General features: G+C 67.0%; 17 protein-coding genes, 1 tRNA gene, 1 other RNA gene and 3 pseudogenes. 14 read left to right on the top strand and 8 right to left on the bottom strand.

Translation table 11 applies throughout. The annotated features are described in order from the left end of the window. Positions 1 to 464 precede the first annotated feature (464 nt). Positions 465 to 869, top strand: coding sequence for a DUF6165 family protein (locus D5301_RS18560; RefSeq protein WP_010483869.1), 405 nt, complete (start codon positions 465 to 467; stop codon positions 867 to 869). A gap of 48 nt (positions 870 to 917) precedes the next feature. On the opposite strand, the gene D5301_RS18555 is transcribed toward D5301_RS18560, so the two are convergent. After that, positions 918 to 1,964, bottom strand: coding sequence for a glycosyltransferase family 9 protein (locus D5301_RS18555; protein WP_032127782.1), 1,047 nt, complete (start codon positions 1,962 to 1,964; stop codon positions 918 to 920). Between the two features lie 20 nt (positions 1,965 to 1,984). Here D5301_RS18555 and D5301_RS18550 point away from each other — a divergent pair, with 20 nt between their 5' ends. From D5301_RS18550 to D5301_RS18540, 3 genes are read left to right on the top strand one after another with little or no spacing between them, the layout of a single operon-like run. Next, positions 1,985 to 2,734, top strand: coding sequence for a 3-deoxy-D-manno-octulosonic acid kinase (locus D5301_RS18550; protein ID WP_110711233.1), 750 nt, complete (start codon positions 1,985 to 1,987; stop codon positions 2,732 to 2,734). Beyond that, on the top strand, positions 2,734 to 3,501 hold the full coding sequence (locus D5301_RS18545; protein WP_110711235.1) for an MBL fold metallo-hydrolase: 768 nt from the start codon (positions 2,734 to 2,736) through the stop codon (positions 3,499 to 3,501). The genes D5301_RS18550 and D5301_RS18545 overlap by 1 nt, the downstream gene beginning before the upstream one ends. Further along, on the top strand, positions 3,498 to 3,887 hold the full coding sequence (locus tag D5301_RS18540; protein ID WP_164162447.1) for a nuclear transport factor 2 family protein: 390 nt from the start codon (positions 3,498 to 3,500) through the stop codon (positions 3,885 to 3,887). The genes D5301_RS18545 and D5301_RS18540 overlap by 4 nt, the downstream gene beginning before the upstream one ends. A 93-nt stretch (positions 3,888 to 3,980) precedes the next feature. On the opposite strand, the gene ffs is transcribed toward D5301_RS18540, so the two are convergent. Beyond that, positions 3,981 to 4,071: signal recognition particle sRNA small type (gene ffs / locus D5301_RS18535), an RNA gene on the bottom strand. A 300-nt stretch (positions 4,072 to 4,371) separates the two neighbouring features. Here ffs and sugE point away from each other — a divergent pair. The 5 genes and pseudogenes from sugE (at position 4,372) to D5301_RS24400 (ending at position 16,796) form a co-directional block, all read left to right on the top strand. Further along, on the top strand, positions 4,372 to 4,689 hold the full coding sequence (gene sugE / locus D5301_RS18530) for a quaternary ammonium compound efflux SMR transporter SugE (protein ID WP_005415486.1): 318 nt from the start codon (positions 4,372 to 4,374) through the stop codon (positions 4,687 to 4,689). 356 nt (positions 4,690 to 5,045) lie between these two features. Beyond that, a pseudogene (locus D5301_RS18525) lies at positions 5,046 to 13,205 on the top strand (autotransporter-associated beta strand repeat-containing protein); the annotation flags it as partial. 26 nt (positions 13,206 to 13,231) lie between these two features. Then, positions 13,232 to 14,485 (top strand): annotated as a pseudogene (locus D5301_RS24410) (autotransporter-associated beta strand repeat-containing protein); the annotation flags it as partial. Continuing rightward, positions 14,479 to 14,538: pseudogene (locus D5301_RS24405) on the top strand (hypothetical protein); the annotation flags it as partial. The pseudogenes D5301_RS24410 and D5301_RS24405, both read left to right, overlap by 7 nt. A gap of 26 nt (positions 14,539 to 14,564) precedes the next feature. Beyond that, the gene (locus D5301_RS24400) at positions 14,565 to 16,796 is read left to right on the top strand and encodes an autotransporter domain-containing protein (RefSeq protein ID WP_324187348.1); all 2,232 of its coding nucleotides are present in this window, start codon (positions 14,565 to 14,567) and stop codon (positions 16,794 to 16,796) included. A gap of 56 nt (positions 16,797 to 16,852) precedes the next feature. On the opposite strand, the gene D5301_RS18515 is transcribed toward D5301_RS24400, so the two are convergent. Then, a complete protein-coding gene (locus D5301_RS18515) occupies positions 16,853 to 17,296 on the bottom strand; it encodes a GNAT family N-acetyltransferase (protein ID WP_153856516.1) in 444 nt (147 codons plus the stop codon). A 163-nt stretch (positions 17,297 to 17,459) separates the two neighbouring features. Between D5301_RS18515 and D5301_RS18510 the strand changes: the two genes are divergently transcribed. Beyond that, entirely contained in the window at positions 17,460 to 17,834 is a 375-nt protein-coding gene (locus D5301_RS18510; protein WP_324187347.1) for a DUF3592 domain-containing protein, read from the top strand. 59 nt (positions 17,835 to 17,893) lie between these two features. Here D5301_RS18510 and D5301_RS18505 read toward each other — a convergent pair whose 3' ends face one another. Together D5301_RS18505 and D5301_RS18500 are read right to left on the bottom strand one after the other, a co-directional pair. Continuing rightward, positions 17,894 to 19,000 (bottom strand): DUF3667 domain-containing protein, encoded by a 1,107-nt coding sequence (locus D5301_RS18505; protein ID WP_153856515.1) that lies wholly within the window; start codon positions 18,998 to 19,000, stop codon positions 17,894 to 17,896. Positions 19,001 to 19,371: 371 nt separating this feature from the next. Next, positions 19,372 to 19,464: transfer RNA gene (locus tag D5301_RS18500), tRNA-Ser, on the bottom strand. 144 nt (positions 19,465 to 19,608) lie between these two features. Between D5301_RS18500 and dnaX the strand changes: the two genes are divergently transcribed. The 4 genes from dnaX to D5301_RS18480 all read left to right on the top strand — a co-directional run bounded on the left by dnaX (position 19,609) and on the right by D5301_RS18480 (position 23,145). Beyond that, positions 19,609 to 21,657, top strand: coding sequence for a DNA polymerase III subunit gamma/tau (gene dnaX / locus D5301_RS18495; RefSeq protein ID WP_153856514.1), 2,049 nt, complete (start codon positions 19,609 to 19,611; stop codon positions 21,655 to 21,657). Between the two features lie 6 nt (positions 21,658 to 21,663). Beyond that, a complete protein-coding gene (locus tag D5301_RS18490; RefSeq protein ID WP_004154630.1) occupies positions 21,664 to 21,984 on the top strand; it encodes a YbaB/EbfC family nucleoid-associated protein in 321 nt (106 codons plus the stop codon). A 134-nt stretch (positions 21,985 to 22,118) separates the two neighbouring features. After that, positions 22,119 to 22,718, top strand: a complete 600-nt coding sequence (recR, locus tag D5301_RS18485; RefSeq protein WP_110711279.1) for a recombination mediator RecR — start codon at positions 22,119 to 22,121, stop codon at positions 22,716 to 22,718. A gap of 67 nt (positions 22,719 to 22,785) precedes the next feature. After that, entirely contained in the window at positions 22,786 to 23,145 is a 360-nt protein-coding gene (locus D5301_RS18480; RefSeq protein ID WP_014036181.1) for a histidine triad nucleotide-binding protein, read from the top strand. A gap of 89 nt (positions 23,146 to 23,234) precedes the next feature. On the opposite strand, the gene D5301_RS18475 is transcribed toward D5301_RS18480, so the two are convergent. The 3 genes from D5301_RS18475 to D5301_RS18465 are packed head-to-tail and all read right to left on the bottom strand — an operon-like array spanning position 23,235 to position 26,615. Continuing rightward, positions 23,235 to 23,762: a Slp family lipoprotein gene (locus tag D5301_RS18475; protein WP_088024728.1), complete on the bottom strand. Its 528-nt coding sequence runs from the start codon at positions 23,760 to 23,762 to the stop codon at positions 23,235 to 23,237. Further along, complete coding sequence (locus D5301_RS18470; RefSeq protein WP_153856513.1) at positions 23,759 to 25,708, bottom strand: DUF3488 and transglutaminase-like domain-containing protein; 1,950 nt, start codon at positions 25,706 to 25,708, stop codon at positions 23,759 to 23,761. The genes D5301_RS18475 and D5301_RS18470 overlap by 4 nt, the downstream gene beginning before the upstream one ends. Continuing rightward, positions 25,701 to 26,615, bottom strand: a complete 915-nt coding sequence (locus D5301_RS18465) for a DUF58 domain-containing protein (protein WP_153856593.1) — start codon at positions 26,613 to 26,615, stop codon at positions 25,701 to 25,703. Before D5301_RS18465 ends, D5301_RS18470 begins: the two co-directional genes overlap by 8 nt. Positions 26,616 to 26,621 lie beyond the last annotated feature (6 nt).

Raw genomic sequence — 26,621 nt, 5'->3', positions numbered from 1 at the left:
CCTTTTTCTTTAATCTGGCGTGGGACGCGCCGCGCGTTTCGTGCGTCGCCCCACACGTTGCTGCGCAACCTGTGGGCCCCTCCCTTTGCCGGCCTCTCCCCGCCCCTGTCGGGGCAGGTGCATCAGTAGATCCACGCCATGCGTGGATGCTGTTCCTGCCGAGCTGAANCCCCCTCTCCGCCAGATTAAAGAAAAAGGGCTGCCGAAAGGCAGCCCTTTTTCTTTAATCTGGCGTGGGACGCGCCGCGCGTTTCGTGCGTCGCCCCACACGTTGCTGCGCAACCTGTGGGCCCCTCCCTTTGCCGGCCTCTCCCCGCCCCTGTCGGGGCAGGTGCATCAGTAGATCCACGCCATGCGTGGATGCTGTTCCTGCCGAGCTGAACCATCCACGCATGGCGTGGATCTACCCATTCCATCGTGAGCTGCGGGTTAAACTGCCTGCATCACCTGCTGGAGCTTTCCCCATGACCGCTGAAATCCTCGTCCCCGTTTCTTTCGGCGAGTTGCTGGACAAGATCTCGATCCTGCAGATCAAGTCCGAGCGCATCAGTGACGAAGGGAAGCTGGCCAACGTTCGCAAGGAGCTGTCGGCGCTGGAGCAGACCTGGATGGCACACCCGGCGGCGGTGAAGGACATCGCCAAGCTGCGGGCCGAGCTGAAGACGGTCAACGAGCAGCTGTGGGACATCGAAGACGACATCCGCCTGAAGGAAAAGGCGCAGGCATTCGACCAGGGCTTCATCGACCTGGCGCGCAGCGTCTACCTGCGCAACGACGAGCGCGCGCGCATCAAGAAGGCGATCAACCTGGCGCTGGGTTCGGCGTACGTGGAAGAGAAGTCCTACCAGGATTACGCGCAGCGCGCGTAATCCCGGCCAAGGGGTTGATCCACGCCATGCGTGGATGGGGACTGCCGCTCAGCCCAGGTGGTCGGCCACGTAACGCTCGAACGCAGCGATACCGTCTTCCACGGTGATCAGTTCCATCACGTCGTCGAACTCGATCTTGGTCCCCCACTTCAGATCGGTGGCCTGTTTGGCCAGATACTTGCGCGCGGCATCGTCATAGCGGTCCACGCAGTAACGGCGGTCCGAGTACGGGCCACTGCGGTTCGGATTGCTGGCCGCATGCAGGCCCAGTACCTTGGCACCCATTGCATTGGCGATGTGCATCGGGCCCGAGTCCGGCGTCATCACCAGATTGGCGCGGGCCAGCAGCGCGGGCAGTTGCTTCAAGGTGTCCTTGCCGACCAGATCCAGTGCCGGGGTACGCAACTGCGCCTGGATGGCGTCGGCCATGCTGCGTTCGAGTTCACTGCGGCCACCGCACAGCACCACCCGCCAGCCACGCGTGAGCGCGTGGTTGGCCACGGCGGCATAGCGGTCGGCGTACCAGTTGCGGCGTACATGGCTGGAGCACGGCGAGATCATCAGCACCGGGCGGCCATCGTCCTGCCACTGCGCGGCGGCCCACTCATACGCAGACGGTGGCACCGCCAGATCCCAGCTGACCTCGGTCTGGCGCAGGCCCAGCGGCTCGCAGAAGCTGCCGATGGCATCGAGCACGTGGATGCCGGGACGATCTGGGATGCGCTCGTTGATGAAGAGACCGTGCAGGTCCTTCGATCGGCTGCGGTCGTAGCCGATGCGACGCTCTGCGGGAATGAAGGCCGACAGCAGGTTGGCACGGAACGCCACCTGCATCTGCAGCAGCGCTTCGAAGCGCCCCGGTGGCAGCTGCCGGCGCAGCTCCTTGACCCCGGCCATGCCGCTCTTCTTGTCGTAGGCATGGAAGGTGACACCGGGCAGGCCGTCGAGCAGCTTGTGGCCGGCCTTGTCGATGATCCAGTGGATCGGCGTATCCGGGCGCGCAGCCTGCAGGGTGCGCACCAGGGGCACCACATGGGTGACATCGCCGAGTGCGGACAGGCGCAGGAGGCACAAGGAGGAGGACGCTGATGCCATGTGTTGTTAGACTCAATGAAATGGTCGCATTCGACGCCAATGAAGCGCTGACGCCATGCCGCGAGGGTCGCGGCATCGGGGCCATTCTGTTCGACCGCGAGCGGCTGCGGCAAGCCGAGATCGGCCTGTTCTCGCCCCAGCACTGGGGCAGCAGGGCCCGGCCGGTAGGGGACGGTGGTCGTGGCAGCGCCTGGTTCATCGATGCGCCGTTCGGCGCCAGCGTGCTTCGCCACTACCTGCGCGGCGGCATGGCGGCCAGGATCAGCCACGACCAGTACCTCTGGCGCGGCGCGGACCGGACCCGCAGTTTCGCCGAATTCCGGCTGATGCGCGCCCTGCGCGAGAAAAAGCTGCCGGTGCCCCGGCCACTGGCGGCGTTCTACATGCGCGAGGGCCTGCGCTACCGGGCCGCGATCCTGATGGAGCGGATCGAGGGTGTCCGTTCGCTGGCCGACCGCGCGCTGGTCGCCGGCCGCGGCGCGCCCTGGGAGGAGACCGGACGGCTGATCGCCCGCTTCCACCGTGCCGGCCTGGACCATGCCGACCTCAACGCGCACAACATCCTGTTCGATGGCAACGGCCACGGCTGGCTGATCGACTTCGACCGCGGGGTGATCCGCATTCCGGCGACCGCCTGGCGCGAACGCAACCTCAAGCGCCTGCTGCGCTCGCTGGTCAAGCTGCGCGGCGAGCGCAGCGTGGAAGACGTGCAGAAGGACTACGCGCGGCTGCGCCGCGCCTATGACATGGCCTGGAACCGGGGCACCTGATGGACTGGTCGTTGCGTTTCCTCGGCGTCGGCAATGCGTCGGCGGTCGAGCTGGGGTCGCCGATGTCGGTGATCGAACGGGACGGTCGGCCGTGGCTGACCATCGACTGTGGCGGCGAAGGCCTGACCGCGTTCAAGGCGCACTACGGGCACATGCCGCAGGCGCTGTTCGTCACCCATGTGCACCTGGACCACGTGGCCGGCTTCGAGCGCCTGTTCGTGGACACCTTCTTCAATGCGCACCGGCGCGGCAAGGTACGCCTGTACGTGCCCGCCACGGTGGTGCCGCTGCTGCACAAGCGCATCGGTGACTATCCGAACGTGCTGGCCGAGGGCGGTGCCAACTTCTGGGATGCGTTCCAGCTGGTCGTGGTGGGCGAGGCGTTCTGGCACGAGGGCGTGCGCCTGGAAGTGTTCCCGGTGCGCCACCACTGGCCGGAGACGGCCTATGGCCTGCGCCTGCAGGGCGCGCTGACCTGGAGCGGCGATACCCGGCCGATTCCGGAGATGCTGGCCCGCTTCGCCAACGACAATGAACTGATCGCCCACGACTGCGGCCTGCACGGCAACCCGTCGCACACCGGCGTGGACGACCTGGAACGTGAGTACAGTGCCGAACTGCAGGCGCGGATGATGCTCTACCACTACGCCAGCGAGGCCGACGGCCAGGCGCTGGCCGCGCGTGGGCACCGCGTGGCGCAGCCGGGGCAGTGCGTGCCGTTGGCTGACCCGACCGCGCCGCACGTACTGGCGCAGGATCCACCGTGAGCGGAACCGGCCGGCCCGTCGATACGGCGCTGGCCGCCGAGCTGGAAACGCTGGAGCGCGCGCTGCATGCATCACCGGTGCGTGTCGACCGTGAGCGTCTTGCTGCATTGCTGGATGAGGATTTCAGCGAGATCGGAAGTTCCGGCCAGTGCTATGGCCGTGATGCGGCGTTGCAGGAGATCCCGCTGGAGCGCGCGCAGGTGCTGATCGAGTCCGATCAGTACGCGGTATGGCTGTTGGCCGAGGGTCTGGCCCAGGTGCGCTACCGCAGCCGCCATCACCTCGATGGCCATGCGCAACGCTGGGTGCTGCGCAGCTCGCTGTGGCGCCGTCACGGGGACGAATGGCGCATGGTGTTCCACCAGGGCACGCCGGAAGCGCAGTAGCTTGGGGCCATGTCCGGTGCGAACGGCATAAGGGTCAGAGCCCTTTGCCGGGCAAAGGGATCTGACCCCAGTGCAGGAAAGGCGGTGGCCCCGCCGGCTGGCCTCGGCGCCCGCGTCGATCGATACCGTTGCTGCCTTCCGGCCCTGGCGGGGTTTTCGACCTAGCGTCGCGAGGGGCCGACGGGGCCACCATAGAGACGTTGGCCGCCCAAGGGGCGGCCAGTTCACGGATCAGGGGAAGCAGCGCGTGTCGCGCCGGAGACCACAGCCGGACTGCACATCGGCTGGCCGATGGCAGACCGCAACTATAGCGCAGGCAGGTACATCGACGCCAGCTTCGTGCACTGAATCGGCTGTAACCCGCGTCTCCCGACAACGCCCCGTGCCGACCGGCGTTGCTAGAATGCCGGCCAGGAGGAACGACCTCCCCCGCATCGGGAATCAATGACCAGGACGGCCTGGCCCTACCAAGAGGAGGGCTGTCATGGCCTGGATCTATCTGTTGTTCGCCGGCCTGCTGGAAATCGTCTGGGCCGTGTCCATGAAGCAGTCCGAAGGCTTCACCAGGCTCACCCCCACCGTGGTCACCATCATCGGCATGATCGCCAGCTTCTGGCTGCTGGCGGTGGCCATGCGCAGCCTGCCGCTGGGCACCGCCTATACGATCTGGACCGGCATCGGTGCGGTTGGCGCGTTCGTGGTCGGCATTGTGTTCCTCGGTGAGCAGGTCAGCCCGATGCGGATCGGTGCGGCGGTGCTGATCGTTTCCGGCCTGGTGCTGATGAAACTCTCCAGCAGCTGAATGCATTTAGTTGAGCGGGGAATGGATTCCCCGCGTCCTGCAGGTATATGCATTTTCGGCAAAACCATTTTGTCCGCCCGTTTTATTTGACGCGCGTCATGAAAATAACGAGCGTGATTCACATGCCGCTGGCGCCATCGGTCGCACAGTGCCGCCATTCGTCATGCGAAACCGGGGAGTTTTCGCCTTGACGGACACGCCGGCGCACCTTTTCCACGGGCGTCGCGTGAAGATGTGAAGATTTTCAGGAGTTAATGCCGCCACGCCTTGTTCCCGTATCGGGAGCCGGGATGGGCCGCATCGTCTTCAAGAAACCTGCCCGCAGTGCCATCCGGTCTTTTCATGGAGATTCACCGATGAACCGCATTTACCGTCTGGTTTTCAATCGCGCCCTCGGCGTAATGCAGGTTGCATCGGAGGTCGCCCAGAATCCTGGCGGAAGTGCGATTACCGCGAAGCGGCCACCGCGATTGCGGGCGCATCAGCTGGCGGTTGCACTGGCGGCCACCCTGGCCAGCGGTTCGGCGTTCGCAGCGTGCACTACCGCAGGCACCACGGTGACCTGCGCGACTGGCTCCAATACCAATTCGCTGGCCAACAGCATCAATGGCGTGACGCTGGATATCCAGACCGGCGCTGTGCTCAGCGTGCCGCCGATCGTTGGCGGAAGTGCCGTGAATTTGAGCGGTAACGGCATCACCGTGAACAACCAGGGCACGATCGATCCCACCCTCAACGGTGGCCTGAGCCTGGCGGCGTCGGGCATGGTGCTGGGTAACAACTCCGTCGGTGGAAACACGATCAACGTCAACAACCAGGCGGGCGGGGCGATCAAAGGCCTGGTCAATATCGGCTCCATCCTCGGTTTCGGTGGACAGGCGCTGGTGGTGCAGAACGCTTCCGGCGGTGTCAGCAACATCGTCAACGCCGGCAATGTGGACATGTCGATTCTTGGCGCAGGCCTGTTGACCACGGCCGATGCGGCATCGATCGTCAGCTACGGTGGTGCGCAGACCAATCTCAACAACACCGGCACCATTACCGGCCGCATAGGGTTCCAGGGTTCGGCCACGGCGGGGGCCGGCAATACCTTCCTCAATGCGGGAACCATCAACGGCAGCGTGAACCTGGGCAGTTCGGTCACCGGCAACACCTTCACCGCCGTGTCTGGTTCCAGCGTCAATACCGCCGGTATCGGCGTGGCTGGGCAGGTCGGCGCGCTTGCAGTGAATCTGGCCGCGGCCGGCATCGTCGACGGTGGTTCGGCGTCCAACAACAGCCTGGTGCTGCAGAACAGCCCAACCGGCCCGGGCAGCGGTACCGGTGGGGCGGTGACCACGCTGGGCTGGAACCAGTACATCAACTTCCAGAAGCTCACCGTCAACAGCGGTACCTGGAACCTGCAGGGTGCGTGGGCTGGCGCAGGTACGACCACGCTCAATGATGGTCTGATCAATTTCAACAATGCCGGTTCCTTCGGCACAGGGCTGTTCACCGCCAATGGCGGTGCCATCGCCTCCTCCACGGCCGGTCTGAACCTGGCCAACGCTTTCAGCCTCGGTGGCAATCTATCCTTGGCAGGGACCAATGCGTTCGGCCTGGGCGGCGTGCTGTCCGGTACTGGCGGGCTGACGGTCAACAACACCGGCATCGTTACTCTCGGCGGCGCAAACCTGTTCTCCGGCGGCGTCAACCTCAATGCCGGCGGCCTGGTACTGGGTAATGCCGGTGCACTGGGCACCGGCAACCTGACCGTCGGTGGCAGCGCTTCGCTGGATACGACGGCGGGCTTCAGCCTGGGCAACAATCTGGTGATCAATGGCGGGGGCTCGCTGAACCTGCTTGGCAGCAATGCGTTGTCATTGAACGGTTCGATCTCCGGTGCCGGCAACCTGACCAAGAACGGTGCCGGCACGCTGACCTTGAACGGCGCCAATTCGCTGACCGGCAACTTCAACCTGGCCGGAGGCGCGTTGGCGCTGGGCGCGGGCGGCAGCCTGTCGCCCACCGGTGCGATCACGGTCGGCGTCGGTACCACCCTGAACCTGTCGGCGGCCGCCGACCAGACCATCGGTTCGCTGGCGGGCCTCGGCGGTTCGGTCGACCTTGGCAGCCATACGCTCACTCTCGCCGGGCTGGGCGATACCAGCTACAGCGGCACGTTCGCCGCAGGCACGGGTGGCCTGGTCAAGCTGGGCACCGGCGTGCAGACCTTGTCGGGCGTGAACAATCTCAGTGGCGGCGTGGCACTCAACGCCGGTGGCCTGCTGCTGGGCAATGCTGCTGCGCTGGGCAGCGGTACGCTCTCTGTTGGGGGCAGCGCCACACTCGACGGCACGACGGCGCTGGCGCTGACCAATACAGTCAACCTCGGTTCGGGTGCCAGCCTCAATCTGCTCGGCAACCAGGCGCTGACGTTCAACGGCGTGATCGGTGGCACCGGCAGCCTCGCCAAGAATGGTGCGAGCACGCTGACACTCAACGGTGCAAATACCTTTGGTGGTGGGCTGGCGCTCAATGCCGGTGGCCTGGTCCTGGGCAATGCCGGCGCGCTCGGAACCGGCGCGTTGACTGTTGGCGGTGTGACAACGCTCGATGCCAGCGCGGCGCTGAGCGTGGGCAATGGCATCAACCTCGGTGCAGGTGGCCTGCTCAATGTATTGGGTAGCAATGCACTGACGCTGGGCGGCGCCATCGGCGGCACCGGCAGCCTGGTCAAGAACGGTGCCGCCACGCTGACGCTGGGTGGCGCGAATACCTTCACCGGCGGCCTGGCGATCAATGCCGGCAAGGTTGCGGTGAGCAGCGGTGGAAGCCTGTCGGCCGGCGGTGCGGTCAACCTGGCCGGCGCTGGCGCGGACCTGGACATCTCGCTCGGCGGCAACCAGACCATCGGCGCGCTGTCCGGTATCGCCAGCAGCACGGTGACGCTGGGCAGCAGCACGCTCACCTTCGGTGATGCCACCAACCAGACGTTCGCGGGCGTGATCGGTGGTACCGGCGGCCTGGTCAAGCAGGGGACGGGCATCCAGACCCTGAGCGGCGCCAACAGCTTCAGTGGCGGCGTGAATCTGACAGCGGGCGGCCTGCTGCTGGGCAACAACAGTGCGATCGGCAGCGGGGCGCTGACGATCAGCGGCAACAGTTCGCTTGAAGGCAGCGCTGCACTGAACCTGGCCAATGCCATCAATCTGGGCGCGGCGTTGACCTTGCCGGGCAGCCAGAACCTCACCCTCGGCGGCAACATCACCGGCACCGGCAGCCTGACCAAGAACGGTGCCTCGCTGCTGACCCTGAATGGCACCAACACCTTCAGCGGAGGACTGAATCTCAACGCGGGCGGGTTGCTGCTTGGCAATGGCGGCGCGCTTGGCACTGGTGCCCTGAACGTGAGCGGCAGTGCGTCGCTCGATGGCAGCGCGGCGCTGAGCCTGGCCAACAATGTGACCCTGGGCAGTGGGGCCGTGTTGTCGCTGCCGGGTTCGCAGGCGATCACGCTCGGCGGTGTGGTTTCCGGCGCGGGCGGCCTGGTCAAGAACGGTGCCAGCACGCTCACGCTCAACGGTGCCAATGCATTCACCGGAGGCCTGGTACTCAATGGTGGCGGCCTGATGCTGGGCAATGCCGGCGCGCTGGGAACCGGACTGCTTGCAGTCGGTGCAAACGCCACCCTCGACAGTTCGGTGGCATTGAACCTGGGCAACGCCATCGATCTCGACACCGGTGCGCAGCTGAGCCTGGTGAGCAACCAGAACGTCACGCTGGGCGGACTGATCACCGGCACCGGTGGCCTGGTCAAGACCGGTAGCGGTGTTCTGTCATTGAACAACAGCAATACCTTCAGTGGTGGCCTTGCGTTGAACGCGGGCAGTGTGTCGGTGGGCGCCAACGGTGCGCTCGGTACGGGGGCGCTGAACATCGGCGGCAATGTTTCGCTCGATGCGGGCGCAGCGGTTTCGCTGTTCAATGCGGTGAACCTGGGCGCCAACACGCTGACCCTGCCGGGCAGCAACAACCTCACCCTGACCGGTGTGGTGGGAGGAACCGGTGGCCTGATCAAGAACGGCGCCTCGACGCTGACGCTGTCCGGTGCGAACACCTTCCTGGGCGGTGCCACGGTCAATGCCGGCACGCTCGCGCTTGGCGCCGGTGGCAGCCTTGCCGCAACCGGTGCGGTGGACCTCGCCGGTGCCGGCGCGACGCTGGACATCTCCGCGGCGGGGGCCGGGCAGACCATCGGTGCATTGAACGGCATCGCCGGCAGCCATGTGGCGCTGGGTACGCAGACGCTGACCTTCGGCGGCGCCGGCAACGGCAGCTTTGCCGGCCTCATCGATGGCAGTGGTGGATTGATCAAGGCTGGCGCGGGCGTGCAGACGCTGTCCGGAGCCAATACCTTCAGTGGCGGCGTTGCGCTCAATGCCGGCGGCCTGGTCCTCGGCAATGCCGGGGCGTTGGGTACGGGGGCGCTGGGCATTGGCGGCAACGTCAGCCTGGACACGACGGCTGCGCTGGATCTGGCCAATGCGGTGAACTTCGGCGCGGGTTCGCAGCTGACGCTGGGCGGCAGCAATGACCTCAGCCTGGCGGGCGTGCTGGCCGGTGGCGGCAGCCTGGTCAAGAACGGTACGGGCCTGCTGACCCTCAACAACACCAATACCTTCGGTGGCGGCCTGACCTTGAACGGTGGTGGCCTGGTGGTCGGCGCCAATGGTGCGCTCGGTACCGGCTCGCTGGCGGTGAATGCCAGTACCACGCTGGACACGAGTGCTGCGGCGACGCTCGGCAATGCGGTCACGCTGGGCTCGGGCGTTGCACTGACGTTGCCGGGCAGCAACGCGCTGACGCTGTCGGGTCCGATCACTGGCAACGGCAGCCTGATCAAGAATGGTGCGACGACGCTGACGCTGTCCGGTGCCAATCTCTACAACGGTGGCACCACCATCAATGCCGGTACGCTGGCACTCGGTGCGGGTGGCAGCCTTGCCGCAGCGGGTGATGTCACTCTCGCCAACGCCGGTGCGGTCTTCGATATCTCCGCTGCAGGCGGCAGCCAGACCATCGGCGCGCTCAACGGCGTGGGTGGCACCACACTGGCCCTGGGCGGAAACTCGCTGACCTTCGGTACAGCGACGAACGCCGCGTTCGACGGCGTGATCAGTGGCGGCGGCGGTCTGGTCAAAGTGGGCGCGGGCGTGCAGACGTTGTCCGGTGCCAACACGTTTGGCGGCGGCGTGACGCTCAACGCAGGCGGGCTGGTGCTCGGCAATGACGCGGCGCTGGGCACGGGTGCATTGACCGTCGGCGGTGCCGCCACGCTGGATACCACCGGCCTGGCAACGCTGGCCAACAACATCGCGCTCAATGCCGGGCTGACCGTGCTCGGCAGCAATGCGCTGACACTCAACGGTGTCCTTTCCGGGGCTGGCAGCCTGACCAAGAATGGCGTCGCGACGCTGACCTTGAACGGGATCAACACCTACACCGGTGGCACCAACATCAACGCCGGCACGCTGGCGCTGGGTGCCGGTGCCAGCCTGGCGGCGAGCGGTACCGTGAACCTCGCCACCGGCGCCACCCTGGATCTGTCTGCCGGCAGCGGCACGCAGGTGTTCGGCACCCTGGTCGGCAACGGTACGGTGAACCTGGGTGCCAACTCGATCGCAGTCGGCGGGGCCACCAATGGCACGTTCAGTGGCTCGATCGCAGGCACGGGTGGCCTGACCAAGGTCGGTTCGGGCATTGAAACGCTGACCGGCACCAATACCTATACCGGCGGCACCTTCATCAACGCCGGCACGCTGGCGATTGGTCCGGGTGGCAGCCTTGCCGCGACCGGGGCGGTGAACGTGGCTGCACCCGGTGCGGGCTTCGACATCTCGGCCTCCGGTGCCAACCAGACCATCGGTTCGCTGTCCGGCGTGGCCGGTGCGACGGTCAGCCTGGGGGCCAACTCGCTGACCCTTGGCGGTGCCGGCAGCAGTACCTTCGACGGTGCGATTTCCGGTACCGGTGGACTGGTCAAGAACGGCGCAGGCATTCTCACGCTCGGCGGCGCCAACCTGTTCAGCGGTGGCGTTGCATTGAACGGTGGCGGACTGGTGGTCGGCAACAACGCTGCGCTCGGCACCGGTGCGCTGACGGTGGGCGGCAACGCGACGCTGGATGCATCGACAGGCGTCAACCTGGCCAACAACATCGGGCTTGCAGCGGGCGCCAACCTCGACCTGCTGGGTAGCCAGGCGCTGACACTGGGTGGCGTGATTTCCGGTGCCGGCGGCTTGATCAAGGACGGTGCGGCCACCGTTACCCTGAGCGGTGCCAACACCTACACCGGTGGTACCACCATCAACAACGGCACGCTGGCGATCGGCGCCGGTGGCAGCCTGGCGTCGACCGGCGCGGTGAACCTGGCAGGTGCCGGTACCCTCGATATCTCCGCGGGCAACCAGGCCATCGGTTCGCTGGCCGGCGTGGTCGGCAGCACGGTGGCACTCGGTGGCAGCACGCTGACCCTGGGCGGCACGGTGGACAGCAGCTTCAACGGTGCGATCAGCGGCAACGGCGGCCTGATCAAGAACGGCGTCGGCGTGCAGACGCTCAATGGCGCCAGTACCTTCAGTGGTGGGGTAATGCTCAATGCCGGTGGCCTGGTGGTCGGCAACAATGCTGCGCTGGGCACCGGCGCGGTAACGGTGGGGGGCAATGCCACGCTCGATTCGAACACCGCGGTGACGCTGGCCAACAACTTCATCCTCAACAACGGGTTGACTGTACTCGGCAGCAACAACCTCACCCTCAACGGCAGCCTGAGTGGCACCGGCAGCTTGACCAAGGAGGGTGCCGCAACGCTGACCTTGAACGGCGTCAACACCTATACCGGTGGCACCAACATCAACGCCGGCACGTTGGCATTGGGTGCGGGCGCGAGCCTGCACGCCAGCGGCGTCGTCAACCTGGCTTCGGGGGCGACCTTCGACCTGTCGGCGGGCAGCGGCACGCAGCAGTTCGGCACCCTGATCGGCAACGGTACGGTGAACCTGGGCGCCAACACGCTGACGATCGGTGATGCCAGCAACGGCACGTTCAGTGGTTCGGTGGCCGGCTCCGGCGGCCTGGTCAAGGAAGGATCGGGGACCCAGACGCTGACCGGCACCAACACGTTCACCGGGGGTACCACCATCAATGCCGGTACGCTGGCGATCGGTGCAGGCGGCAGCCTGGCGGCAACCGGCGCGGTGAACCTGGCCAATGCCGGTACCGCCTTCGACATCAGCGCGGGCGGCGCGCAGACGATCGGCTCACTGGAGGGCGTGGCCGGCTCGGCCGTGGCGCTGGGCACCAGCACGCTCACCCTCGGCGGCGTCGGCAACACGACGTTCGCCGGCACCATCGGGGGGACCGGTGGCCTGGTGAAGAACGGTGCAGGTGTGCAGACCCTGAGTGGCAGCAATACCTTCAGCGGCGGCGTGGCACTCAACGCCGGTGGCCTTGCCCTGGGCGACAACGCTGCACTGGGCACCGGCACGCTGAACGTGGGCGGCGACGCCAGCCTGGACGCCACCACCGCGCTGACGCTGGCCAACACCGTGCAGTTGAGCAGCGGCACGCTGACCCTGGCGGGCAGCAATCCGCTGACGTTGAATGGTGCAATCAGCGGTGCCGGCGGCCTGCTCAAGGACGGTCCGGCGACGGTTAGCCTGGGCGGTGCCAGCACGTATACCGGCACCACCACCATCAACAGCGGCACATTGGCGGTGGCGGCCGGTGGCAGCCTGTCCGCTGCCAGCACGGTCAACCTGACCGGTGCCAGTACGCTGGATATCAGCGCAGGTGGCAGCCAGAGCATCGGCGGCCTGGCCGGTGTGACCGGATCCAGCGTGGTGCTGGGCGGTGCAACCCTGACCACCGGCGGCAACAATGGCAACACCGTCTTCGGCGGCGTGCTCAGTGGCACCGGCGGCCTGGTGCAGAGCGGTACCGGCACGCTGACCCTGAGCGGCGACAACGTCTATACCGGCGGCACCACCATCAACGGTGGCAGCACGCTGCAGATCGGCAACGGTGGCAGCACCGGTTCGGTGCTGGGCGACATCACCAACAACGGCAGCCTGGTCTACAACCTCGGCACCACGGCAACCGTGGGCGGCGTGGTCAGTGGCAGCGGTGGCCTGACCCAGGCCGGCAGCGGCACGCTGGTGCTGACCGGCAACAACACCTATACCGGCGGCACCACCATCAATGCCGGCGGTACGCTGCAGATCGGCAATGGCGGTGCGACCGGTGCGATCGTTGGCGACATCACCAACAATGGCGCGCTGGTATCCAGCGTGGCCGGCAGCACCACGCTGGGTGGCACCATCAGCGGCAGCGGTGGCCTGACCCAGGCCGGCGCCGGCACGCTGACCCTGACCGGCAACAACACCTATACCGGCGGCACCACCATCAACGCCGGCGGCACGCTGCAGGTCGGCAATGGCGGCGCCACCGGTGCCATCACCGGCAACGTCGCCAACAANCCCAGGCCGGCAGCGGCACGCTGGTGCTGACCGGCAACAACACCTATACCGGCGGCACCACCATCAACGCCGGCGGCACGCTGCAGGTCGGCAATGGCGGCGCCACCGGTGCCATCACCGGCAACGTCGCCAACAACGGCAGCCTGGTCTTCGACGTGGCGGGCAACACCACTGTCGGTGGCGCGATCAGTGGCAGTGGTGGCCTGACCCAGGCGGGCAGCGGCGTGCTGACCCTGGTCGGCAACAACAGCTACACCGGCGGTACCACCATCAATGCCGGCGGCACGCTGCAGGTCGGCAACGGCGGGGCAACCGGCGCCATCGCCGGCGACATCACCAACAATGGTGCGTTGATTTCCAACGTGGCCGGCAACACCGCGCTGGGCGGCACCATCAGCGGCACTGGCGGCCTGACCCAGGCCGGTAGCGGTACGCTGCTGCTGACCGGCACCAACACCTACACCGGCGGTACCACCATCAATGCCGGCGGCACGCTGCAGCTGGGCAACGGCGGTGCGACGGGCTTGATCGTTGGCGATGTCACCAACAATGGCACGTTGCTGTCCAACGTGGCCGGCAACACCACGCTGGGCGGCACCATCAGCGGCAGTGGCGGCCTGACCCAGGCCGGCAGCGGCACGCTGACCGTGACCGGCAACAACACCTATACCGGCCCGACCACCATCAACGCCGGCGGTACCCTGCAGGTCGGCAATGGCGGCGCCACCGGTGCGATCGGCGGCAGTGTGACCAACAACGGCAGCCTGGTGTTCAACGTGGGTGGCAACACCACCGTCGGCGGCGCCATCAGTGGCAGCGGCGGCCTGACCCAGGCCGGCAGCGGCACGCTGACCGTGACCGGCAACAACACCTATACCGGCCCGACCACCATCAACGCCGGCGGTACCCTGCAGGTCGGCAATGGCGGCGCCACCGGTGCGATCGGCGGCAGTGTGACCAACAACGGCAGCCTGGTGTTCAACGTGGGTGGCAACACCACCGTCGGCGGCGCCATCAGTGGCAGCGGCGGCCTGACCCAGGCCGGCAGCGGCACGCTGATCCTGGGCGGCAACAACACCTACACCGGCGGCACCACCATCAACACCGGCGGCACGCTGCAGGTCGGCAACGGCGGCGCGAGCGGATCGATCGCCGGCAACGTCAGCAACAACGGCAGCCTTGTGTTCAACGTGGGTGGCAACACCACCGTGGGTGGCACCATCAGTGGCAGCGGTGGCCTGACCCAGGCTGGCAACGGCACCATTACGCTTACCGGAAACAACACCTACACCGGCGGCACCACCATCAACANGCGGCAGTGGCGGCCTGACCCAGGCCGGCAGCGGCACGCTGACCGTGACCGGCAACAACACCTATACCGGCCCGACCACCATCAACGCCGGCGGTACCCTGCAGGTCGGCAATGGCGGCGCCACCGGTGCGATCGGCGGCAGTGTGACCAACAACGGCAGCCTGGTGTTCAACGTGGGTGGCAACACCACCGTCGGCGGCGCCATCAGTGGCAGCGGCGGCCTGACCCAGGCCGGCAGCGGCACGCTGATCCTGGGCGGCAACAACACCTACACCGGCGGCACCACCATCAACACCGGCGGCACGCTGCAGGTCGGCAACGGCGGCGCGAGCGGATCGATCGCCGGCAACGTCAGCAACAACGGCAGCCTTGTGTTCAACGTGGGTGGCAACACCACCGTGGGTGGCACCATCAGTGGCAGCGGTGGCCTGACCCAGGCTGGCAACGGCACCATTACGCTTACCGGAAACAACACCTACACCGGCGGCACCACCATCAATGCGGGCGGCACCGTGCAGGTCGGCAACGGTGGGGCCAGCGGTTCCATCACCGGCAACATCACCAACAACGGTGGCCTGGTCATCAACACCGGTGGCACCACCACGCTGGGCGGCACCATCAGCGGTGGCGGCAGCATCGTGCAGGCAGGTCCGGGCGGGCTGAATCTCGGCGGCAACAGCGGTGGTTTCAGCGGCACCGGCCAGGTCACCGGCGGTGGTCTGAATGTCACCGGCACTATCGGCGGCCAGTGGACCATCGGCAGCGGAACCACGCTGTCCGGCACCGGCACCATTGGTGGCACAGGCGGCGGGGTGACGGTGTCCAGCGGCGGCGTGCTGTCGCCGGGCAATGGCCCAGGCAACGGCAGTGGTGCGGGCAACGGCACCGGTACGATCACCGTGGGTGGCAATCTCACCCTGTCGCCGGGCAGCACGCTGGGCATCGATCTGGGCGCCACCGGCAGCGATACGGTGCAAGTGGGGGGCAGTGCCAACGTGGGTGGCAGCAGCGTGCAGGTGAACACGATTTCGCCGAGTACCAGCTACCAGCAGGGCCAGCAGTACACCGTGGTCAATGCGGGCGGTGGTGTAAGCGGGCAGTTCGCCTCGGCGACCTCGCCGTCGGCCTTCCTGACCATCACCCCGGTCTACACCGCCAACACCGCCAACCTGCAGATCGACGTGGCGCAGACGGCGGCGTTCACCACGGTGGCCAACACGCGCAACCAGTACAACACCGCTGCAGCGCTGGACAGCCTGCCGCAGAGTGGTCCGGCGCTGGGCCTGTACAACACGGTGCTGATGTATGACGCCGGCACCGCGCGCAGCGCATTCGACCAGCTGTCCGGTGAAGTGCATGCGGCCAGCCGCGCGGTGCTGCTGTACGACAACTACCTGGAAGAGGGCATCCGCCAGCGCCTGGGTAGTGAGCTGCCGACCGTGCGTGGTGAGCGCGCCTCGGCCTGGTTGGCCGGCAGCGGCAAGGTGTTCAAGCAGGATGGCGATGGCAACGGCGATGAGATCCGCTCCAACCGCAATGCGCTGATGGCCGGCGTGGACTGGCAGCTGGGCGAGCACGTGGTGCTGGGTGCAGCGGCCGGCAATGAACGGCTGGATACGCGCCTGTACGATCGCAGCTCGCGGGCGCGCCTGCGTGGCAACACCTTCGGTGTCTACGCACAGGGCCAGTGGAACAACGGCTTTGCGGTCGGTGGCAGCGTATCGCGCGGTGACTACCGCACGCGCACCACGCGAGAGGTGCCGTTGCTGGGCCAGACCCTGTACAGCCGCCAGGATTCGGATGTGACCATCGCGCAGGTGGAGGGCAGCTGGACCTGGACCCACGGCAGGACCCAACTGCAGCCGTACGTGCAGTTCACCAAGCACTGGGTCGACAGCGATCGCGCTGTGGAGCAGGGCGGCACTGCTGCGCTGGAGCTGGAAGGCGGCAAGGACACGCTCAATGTCAGCACCGTGGGCGTTCGCGGGCGCTGGGACGTGGGCAGCGGCGAGCGCTTCCCGGCACAACTGACCGTCGGCCTCGGCTGGCAGCATGCTTCGGGTGACACCGATGTGGCCAGCCGCAACCGCTTCGCGGTCGGCGGCAATGCCTTCGACGTCTACAGTGCAGTGATGGCGCGCAATGCACTGGTCAGCCAGGTGGGCGTGGCAGTGGGACTTGGCCGCAACAGCCAGCTGTCGATGTTCGTGCAGGGCCAGCACGGCGATGGTCGCCGTGATGTCGGTGGCCAGATCAATCTGCGCGTGGGCTTCTGAGCAGGGGAGGCCAGCGGTAGATCCACGCCCCGCGTGGATCTACCTGCTGCGCGAGGCTACAGCACCCGTTCCATGTCCACGGCGTCGATTCCGGCGCCATGGCCATCGCTCACCACGCGCGTCACCTGGAAGCCCAGGCCGGCATAGAAGCCCTGGGTGTGCTGGCTGGTACTGAGCGTGACGCGATCGATCGATGGATCGCCTTCAGCCTGGCGCAGGCGCGCCAGCGCCAGTTCGCGTCCCAGACCGTGCCGGTGCAGCGCGCGCTGCACCATGCCCCAACAGAAGCCGGCGCTGCCGTCGCCACGGCGCGACAGGCCGCCGCAGGCCACGACGCGGTGATCGCGCTCGATCACCTGGAAGGCGCAGTCCATGGCCTGCTCGCGCAGGAAGCGTTCGAAGTCGTTGCGTTCTTCAGGCGCGAAGTAGGTGGGCACGTTGCTGTCGAAGATCGACAGGCAGGCGGGTGCGTCGGCGGGCTGGTAAACGCGAAGGCTCATGCGATCACCATAGCGTGCTGCGGGACCTGGTTGCATCTGGGCTATGCTGTCGGGCGACGGGAGTGACCGTGCGGGAGGAACCCGCCGCCCCCGTTTGTCTTGCCCTACGCAAAGGAGTTGACCAGTGGTACCGGAAATTCCCCTGTCCCGGACCGGTGAGATCGTGCGCGGTCTGCTGTTCGGCATGGTCGGTGTACTGATGCTCGTCGTTGTCGCCTTCGAGTTGAACCATCGTCTTGAATTCCTGCAGGTCGCGCAGAGTGCCGATGGCCATGTCGAGCACTTGAACGCGGGTGGCTCACATCCGGAGGTGGCGTTCACCACCGACAAGGGCGAACAGGTCTCCTATCCGCAAGGGGGCATGATCTTCGGATACAAGCCCGGGCAGGCGGTACGCGTGTTGTATCGACCTGCGCAACCGGCTCTGGAGCCGGTGATCGATACCTTCGGCGCGCTGTGGGGGATGACGCTCATGGTGGCGGTGATCGGGCTGACGTTTGTCTGTATATGCGTGCGGGCACTGATCAAGCGCGGGTGATCGGTACCCGGCTGAGTGCTGCCACCCGACGGGGCGGTCATTGGCGGCAGGCCTCGCACTCAGGCTGAAATGCCCGCCAGCACCGCATACATCACCACGAAGCTCACCAGGAACAGGTAGACGCCGCCGATAGCGAGGTAGCGCAGCACCGTCAGTGCCTTGTTGCCGCCGTACACGCGTTGCTGCATCCACAGCAGGTAGACCGGAACCGCCAACCACAGCAGTGCATACAGCCATTGGCTGGCGGCGGCGAAGGCGGGAGATGCGAGCGCGCTGTTGATGCCCGCGACGAGAAAGGTTGCCAGCAGCACCATCATCAGCCAGCAATGGCTGTACAGCGCCACCACCAGATGTTCCAGATAGCCCATTGGCCGCGGGACGTAGGCGATGCGCAGCACCAGCGCGAACACCGGCATCAGGAAGAACAGGGCGCCCGGCAGTGCAGTCAGGATCGCTTGCATGTACAGGTCGGTCTTGCCGCCCATGCGCTGGATGTTGGCGTTGCTGTTCTGCAGGCGCTTGTTGAGCCAGTTGTTGGCGAACTGTGGCCAGCCGTTGAGGACGATGGGATTGCTATTCGCGTCCCACGGCTTGCCGTTGACGGTGTGGCTGAAGAAGGTGCCGGGCTCGATTGCGGTGGCGTCCTTGCGGGTGCCGGTGAGCTCGGCCCTGCGCTGTGCTGCCGCCGCGTTCACCGCAGCCCTGGCCATCGCGAAGCCGGCGTTGCCGGTGGCGGGTGAGCTGGCCTGCTGTTGGTCGATCATCATCAGCTGTTGCGTGCGTGCGGCTTCGACCTGTTCAACCGTCGTGGCCTTGGCGTACAGCGAATCGCCGCCGCCCATGCGGATGTCGTCGACGTGCACGAACAGCTTGCCGATGAAGAACGTAAACAGGGTGAGGATGACGAACAGCCGCAAGGGCTGCACGTATCCGACCCGGCGGCCCTTGAGGTAGTTCTGCGTGATGCGGCCGGGCACCCAGAGATCGCGCAGCGTGCGGAAGATGCGCCCATCCAGATGCCAGAACGATTCGAACACTTCCTCGATGGCGTGGCCCACGTGCTTGAGCGGGTTGTGCGCCGATTGCCCGCAGCGATGGCAGTAGTGGCCCTGCAGGGCGGTGTTGCAGTTCTCGCAGTCGGCGTGAGCGCTGTCGGTCGAGCTCATGGGCAATGGGCCAGGCGTCGGTTGAAGGCGCCTACCATAGCGAATTTTCAGGTTTCGTTCAGTTTTGTTTTGGGGTGCCTGGAGCGTGCGGAAGCCGATCAAAAGCATCCCCGCGTGGCGTGGGTCTACTGATCGGTCTGCGACAGCGTCGAAGGGGGGATTGTCGGCCGTGCATCCATGCATGTCGCGCATCTGGAGGAACAAGCCCCTCTGTTGAGGGGCTGCCCCGACAGGGGCGGGGAGAGGCCGGCAAAGGGAGGGGCCCAAAGGTTGCGCAGCAACGTTTGGGGCGAAGCGCGCGCAGCGCACTTCGCGTCCCGCGCCAGATAACTGAAAAAGGCCGCCCCCAAGGGCAGCCTTTTTCAGTTATCTGGCGGAGAGAGGGGGATTCGAACCCCCGAAGCGCGGTTTAGACGCTTACACACTTTCCAGGCGTGCTCCTTCAACCACTCGGACACCTCTCCGGATCCCTGCCATCGGCAAACGCCTCAGCAGGGGCGCAGATTCTAGCGGGCTGCGCGGCACTTCACAAGCACCCCGGTCAGGAACCTGCGAAGGACGTGCCGGAGGCGAGGGGGCTGGACAGGCATGGCACAATGGAACATCCGATGGAAAACGGTGGCCTGATGTCCTATCTCGTCCTTGCCCGCAAGTGGCGTCCGAAGCGTTTTGCCGAGCTGGTGGGCCAGGAACACGTGGTCCGTGCGCTCAGCAACGCGCTGGACAGCGGCCGGGTCCACCATGCGTTCCTGTTCACCGGCACCCGCGGCGTGGGCAAGACCACCATCGCGCGCATCTTCGCCAAGTCGCTCAACTGCGAGCAGGGCACCAGCGCAGACCCATGCGGTCAGTGCGCGGCCTGCCTGGACATCGACGCCGGCCGCTACATCGACCTGCTGGAAATCGACGCCGCGTCCAACACCGGCGTGGATGACGTGCGCGAGGTGATCGAGAACGCGCAGTACATGCCCTCGCGCGGCAAGTACAAGGTCTACCTGATCGACGAAGTGCACATGCTGTCCAAGGCGGCGTTCAACGCGCTGCTGAAGACGCTGGAAGAACCGCCGGAACATGTGAAGTTCCTGCTGGCCACCACCGATCCGCAGAAGCTGCCGGTCACCGTGCTCAGCCGTTGCCTGCAGTTCAACCTCAAGCGACTGGACGAGGATCAGATCCAGGGCCAGATGACCCGCATCCTGGCGGCCGAAGAGATCGAAGCCGATGGCAGCGCGATCGTGCAGCTGGCCAAGGCCGCCGACGGCAGCCTGCGTGACGGCCTGTCGCTGCTGGACCAGGCGATCGCCTATGCCGGCGGCGCGCTGCGTGAGGACGTGGTGCGCACCATGCTGGGCACCGTCGACCGCACCCAGGTGTCGGCCATGCTCGATGCGCTGGCCGAGGGCGATGGTCCGCGCCTGTTGCAGGTGGTGGCTGCGCTGGCCGAATTCTCGCCGGACTGGAGCGGCGTGCTGGAAGCGCTGGCCGAAGGCCTGCATCGCATCCAGGTGCAGCAGCTGGTACCGGGTGCCGCAGCGGCTGCCGAAGGCCTGGACGCGACGGCGTTCGCCGAGCGCCTGCGTCCGGAAGTGGTGCAGCTCTGGTATCAGATGGCCTTGAACGGCCGCCGCGATCTGCCGCTGGCGCCGAGCCCGCGCGCCGGCTTTGAAATGGCCGTGCTGCGCATGCTGGCATTCCGTCCGGCCGCAGCGGTACCGCCGGTACCGAAGTCGGTGGAAGGTGCTGCGGGTGGCAACGTTGCCGGTGGTGGCAGCGGAATCGGTACCCAGGAGGCGCCGCCGGCTGCCGCCGCAGCGTCGGCCAGCCCCGCCGTGGCGCAGGTGGCCGCTCCGGTGCAGGCCGCACCGCGCGAACCTGAACCCGAACCTGAGCCGGCTCCGCAACCCGAACCGGACCCGACGCCGGAGCCCGAGCCGGTTCCGGTGGAAGAGCCGGTGTCACCGCCGCCGGTAAAAGCCGAAGCGCCGCCGCCGACCGCCAGCGCAGAGACCAACGACGACCTGCCGCCGTGGGCCACCGACGAAGCTGCGGCCCGCGACGAGGCGCTGGCGGCGGAGATGTCCGGCCCGGACGCCGCCATGGCTGCGCCCTGGCACGAGCCGCCGGCCCTGCCGGTAGCAGCGCCGGCCGAAGCGGCGCCTGCCGAGCTGGAGCGCCCGTTCCGTGCCGATGGCATCGCCATCGCGCCGGTCGAACCCGCGCCAGTGCAGGAGGCCGCGCCGCTGGAAGGTGTCAGCGATCTGGCCAGCGCCGAGGACTGGCTCGATCTGGTCGCCAACAGCGGCCTGAGCGGCCCGTCGCGGCAGTTGGCCGCGAACGCTGCTTTCATCAGCTGCCAGCACGGAACCTTGAAACTGGGCCTTTCGCCCGGATTTGAATACCTGCGTTCGGAGCGCGCGCTGGCCGCCCTGGGCGAGATGCTGGAGAAGGCCCTCGGCCAGGCGCCGAAGATCGTGGTCGAGACCGTGGAAATCGAACACGTTCCGGCTGAGACCCTGCACCAGCGTGCCGACCGCCAGCGTGGCGAGCGGCAACAGGTGGCAGAGGCTGTTTTCATGGACGATCCGGAAGTGCAGGTGCTGATCCAACAGCACGGTGCCCGGGTTGTTTCCGATTCCATCCGTTCTTTTGACGAGTAAGACACTATGCGCGGCAACATCGCCCAACTGATGCAGCAGGCCCAGAAGATGCAGGAAAACCTGCAGAAGGCCCAGGAAGAAATCGCCAAGATCGAAGTGACCGGCAGCGCCGGTGGCGGCATGGTCAGCGTGACCCTGACCGGCGCCAAGGAATGCCGCAAGGTGCGCATCGACCCCTCGCTGGCCAGCGACCCGGAAATGCTGGAAGACCTGATCGCCGCCGCCTTCAACGATGCCTCGAACAAGATCGACGCCGAGTCGAAGTCGAAGATGGGCTCGGCCACCGCTGGCATGCAGCTGCCGCCGGGCATGAAGCTGCCGTTCTGATTTCTGGCGGGGCGCCTGTCGCAGCAGGCGCCCCGTAGCGTCGAGCTTGCTCGACGGCTCCAACCCCCAGTCGAGCATGGCTCGACTCTACACGTAGCCGTCGAGCCTGCTCGGCGCCATCAAAGCATGCCGCCGTGTCCGCACCCCTGCTTGAACAATTGATCGACGCACTACGGGTGCTGCCTGGCGTAGGCCAGAAGACCGCGCAGCGCATGGCCTACCACCTGCTCGAGCGTGAGCGCGAAGGTGGCCAGCGCCTGGCCGAAACCCTGGCGCTGGCGGTGGAGCGCATCGGCCACTGCGCGCAGTGCCGTGACTTCAGTGAAACCGAGCTGTGCCCGACCTGCGCCAACAGCAGCCGCGAGCGCAGCCAGCTGTGCGTGGTTGAATCGCCGGCCGACCGCCTGGCGATCGAGAACGCGACGGGCTTCCGCGGTGTCTACTTCGTGCTGCAGGGGCGTCTGTCGCCGCTCGATGGCATCGGCCCGCGCGAACTGGGCCTGGAACAGCTGGAACAGCGCCTGGCCGAAGGTGAGGTGCAGGAGTTGATCATCGCCACCAGCGCCACCGTCGAAGGTGAAGCCACCGCGCACTACCTGGCGCAGCTGGCACGCGCACGCAGGGTGCAGCCCAGCCGCCTGGCGCAGGGCCTGCCGCTGGGCGGTGAACTGGAATATGTCGATCGCGGCACGCTGTCGCACGCGTTCGGGACGCGCAGCGAATTCCGCGATTGAGCGAAGGCCAGGCATGGCCTGGCGCGGGCGGCCTACAATGCGGACGACATTCCCGCCGAGGCCGACCATGAGCAACGAAACCCTCTTCAGCAAGATCATCCGTCGCGAGATCCCGGCCACCATCGTCTACGAGGATGACGAGGTGCTGGGCTTCAAGGACATCGCACCGCAGGCGCCGGTGCACGTGCTGTTCATTCCGAAGAACGAGATCATCCCGACCCTGGATGACCTGCAGCCGTCGCAGGCGCACCTGATCGGCAAGCTGGCGCTGGCTGCCGCCGAGTACGCGCGCCGCGAGGGCTTCGCTCAGGACGGCTACCGCATCGTGATGAACTGCCGCGAGCATGCCGGGCAGACTGTGTTCCATATCCACATGCATCTGCTGGCCGGTGCGCCGCTGGGGCATTTCGGTACCCCGGGGCGTTGAGCGCCCGGCATCCACGCGCGGTGTGAACCCACTGGATGAAAAAAGGCCGCCCGAGGGCGGCCTTTTCCGTCATGCCTATGCGGTGGCGATCACCACCAGCCCCAACGGCCGTAGCCGCCCCAGTACGGGCCGTACGGACCCGGGCCCCACGGGCCATAGGGGTAGGGCACCACGTCGACCTGGCGCTGTTCCGGCCACAGGTAGATCACATCGGCCGACAGCTTCGGCAGGCGGTAGTCGTAATCACCGATGCGGGTGTTCTGGTAGCCGTCGATCTTGCCGATGAAGGTCACGTCGCGGCCGGCCTCGAACACAGCCGGGTCGTAGAAGCCGGCACGGCAGGCGATGAAGCGGCCGTCGCTGGCGTCGGATGAAGTGGTATTCGGGCGGCCACTGCCATTGAGCGGGCGCGAGATGATCTGGAAGCAGGTCTCGCCCTGGCCGGGCTTGGTTTCGATGATGCGGCCGCCCCAACGGACCGGCGTGCCGACCTGCTGGGTGGCGACCGAGTCGCGCGGGGAGACCAGGCTGAACTGTCCCTGCAGCGGCTTGGGGGCCGTGGCGCAGGCCGACAGGGCCAGCGTGGCCACAGCGGTAAGAAGGAACTTGGTGTTCATGGGGAGGCTCCGGAAGTCGGGCGATGCCTGCGCAGGTCCCGCAATAATGAAGCGAGGTCGGTGCAAGTTCCAGCGTAACGCGCATCAGCGAAACGCTGGCTGAGCGCGAGCAGGGCGGGATCGGGGTGCTGGGCGTGCACCCGACGCGCCCAGTCCCCTGCGGTTTCATGGGGGTGCCGGGCCCGCCCGAGGCGGGCATAGCGTCGGCCCAGTCCATGCCAGGCACGCAGCAGGGGATCACGTTCGCGCTCGCCGCGGGCCAGCAGCCAGGCCATCCACGCCAGTGCCAGTAACGCAGCGACCACGAAGCCGGTGACCAGCTGTCCCGGCCCGAGCTCGTCCAGCCCGAATGGCTTGAGCAGTTGCTGCTGGCGGCGTGCATCGAAGGACAGTACCAGGTCGTTCCAGCCGCGGCGCAGCCAGTCGCCCATCTGCCCCAGCTGCAGCCAGCGCTGCTGCAACGGGCTGTCAGTGCCGGCCTGCAGGCGGTCGTCGAGGGTGTCGAGGATGCGTTCCGGTGCCACGGCGGCGGTGGGATCGATGCGCACCCAGCCACGCTGGGGCAGCCAGACCTCGGCCCAGGCGTGGGCGTCCATCCGGCGTACGACCCAGTAGTCGCCAAGGCGGTTGCGGGTGCCGCCGGCAAAGCCGGTCACCACGCGTGCCGGAATGCCGGCGTTGCGCATCAGCACCACGAAGGCGGCGCTGAAGTGTTCACAGAAGCCGGCCTTGTAGCCGAACAGGAACTCGTCGACCGGATCGCGTCCCGCCGGCGGCGTTTCCAGCGTGTAGGAGAAATCGGTGGTGATCCATTGCAGCGCGCGGCGGACGATGGCCTCGTCATCGCTGCCGGCGTCCTGCCGCCACTGATGGGCCAGGGTCGCCGTACGTGGATTGAAGCCGGCGGGCAGCTGCAGTGTGGCGCGGCGCAGGTAGGGCGACAGTGAGCTGTCGAAGCGTTGCGGTGGCGCCGAATGCAGTCGCCAGCGGCTGAGCGAGGCCAGCGAACGTTCACTGCTCAGGCTCATGTCCGCGTCCAGCGTACTGCCCGCAGGGGCACGGCTGGGCAGGTCCAGGGCCACCAGCTGGCGGCGGTCGGTGGGCTCGTAGTCGATCTGGTAGTCCCAGCCCTGCGCACCGGCATCGACCACTGCCGCGGGCCGTCGCGCGCTGGCCCGGTCGCGCGTCCAGCGCCGGCCATCGAAGGCGGTCAGTACCGGCCCGCGCCAATAGCGCTGCGCCGGCTCGGGCACGGCACCGAAGAACTGCACGCGCAACGCCGGGGTGTCATCGGCCATCAGGTCCAGCCATTGGCCGGGTTCCATGCTGTCGGACAGCCCCGGTGTGCCGACGGCGCGCTCGGGAACGCCCCACAGCGGCGTTGCCAGGCGCGGGAACAGCCAGAAGCAGGCGAGTGCCAGTGGCAGGCCGATCGCCAGCAGGCGGCCGACCCCGCGCAGCTGCCCGCGCAGTGGCAGGCGGCCGGCATGGCCTTCATCCTGGGCCAGGCGTTGCAGGGCGAGCAGCGCGCTGACCCCGGCCAGCGCAGCCAGCGCCGTGGTCAGCGGCCCCTGATCAAGCAGGAAGGCCGCAAACGGCGAGAACAGCGCGAAGCCGAGCAGGCTGCGCGCATCGCGCAGGCTGCGCAGTTCGCTGGATTTGATCGCCAGCATCGCCGCCAGCAGGGCGCAGCCGGTATCACGGCCGGGGCGCACCATGCCCATCTGCCAGATGATGGCGGCGAGCATGGCCAGCACCAGCAGCAGGCGCACCGGCATCGGCAACAGCGTTCGCCATGACAGGACCGCCGTGACGATTGCCGCGGCTGCGATCACGCCCGCCAACAGCGGTGGCAGCTGCAGCAGCAACGGCAACAGCGCCAGCGCCGCGCTGGCCAGGGTCCAGTTGCGGGTCGTGCGGTCGAGCAGGAGAGTGGGGTCAGTCATGCGGCATCAACGCCAGCGCACGCAGGCACAGGTGGTGGTGGCTGGCGCCCTGGCCGGGGCCGAAAGCAGGATGTGCTGGCAGCAGCAGGGTGTAGCGGCGGCCTTCGCGCTCGGCCATGTCCACCCAGCGTGCCAACCGCGCGATGCGTGCTTCATGGCCCAGCGGTGCCAGCGTGCGCCAGTCCAGAAGGACTTCGATGCCGATCGGCTTTTCATATTCGCGAACCAGCAGGCTGTCGCGGCGCGCCGAATGCTTCCAGGAAATGCTGCGCGGGGCATCGCCCGCGCGGTACGGCCGCAGCTGGTGCAGCTCTTCGCCGCTGGCATGGGCGCGGGTGTGCAGCGGATCGCTGCCGCTCTCCGGTAGCGCGGGGCTCAGTGCTTCGGCCAGTGGATAGACCAGCAGTGGCTGTTCCGGCCAGACCCACGACCATGCCCGCACCAGGCCCAGCGGCTGTGTGGTGGACAGGCGGATGCGCGGCAGCTCCAGCCAGCCGCGGCGCTCGCTGGGTACCTGCAGTTCCACTTCGCCGCGGCCGTGGGCAGGTAGCGAGGTCCAGGCCTCGCTGTCGCCCAGTTGCAGGTGCAGGCCGTGACGTGCACGGGGATCGCGCAGTGACAGGTCCACGCGCAGGCGCAGCGGCTGCCCGGCTGGAACCGGTTCGGCGGAGATCGCGTCGATCTGCACGCCGGACAGCTGCAGGTGCGCGGCGATGGCACTGGCGATCGCTGCGGCTGCCAGCAGCAGGGCCAGCAGCAGCGCCGGGTTGTTGTTGTAGTTCAACGCGCCCAGCAGCATTGCTGCCAACAGGGTGGCGACGAACAGGCCGAAGCGGGTGGGCAGTACGTAAATGCGGTGGCGGTCCAGCCGCTGCGGCAGCGCTTCGGGCCTGCGCGGTCGAGCCATCAGCTG

The organism is Stenotrophomonas sp. MH181796, assembly GCF_009659995.1.
Lineage (GTDB): Bacteria > Pseudomonadota > Gammaproteobacteria > Xanthomonadales > Xanthomonadaceae > Stenotrophomonas > Stenotrophomonas riyadhensis.
This window is presented reverse-complemented; position numbering and strand designations above follow the sequence as displayed.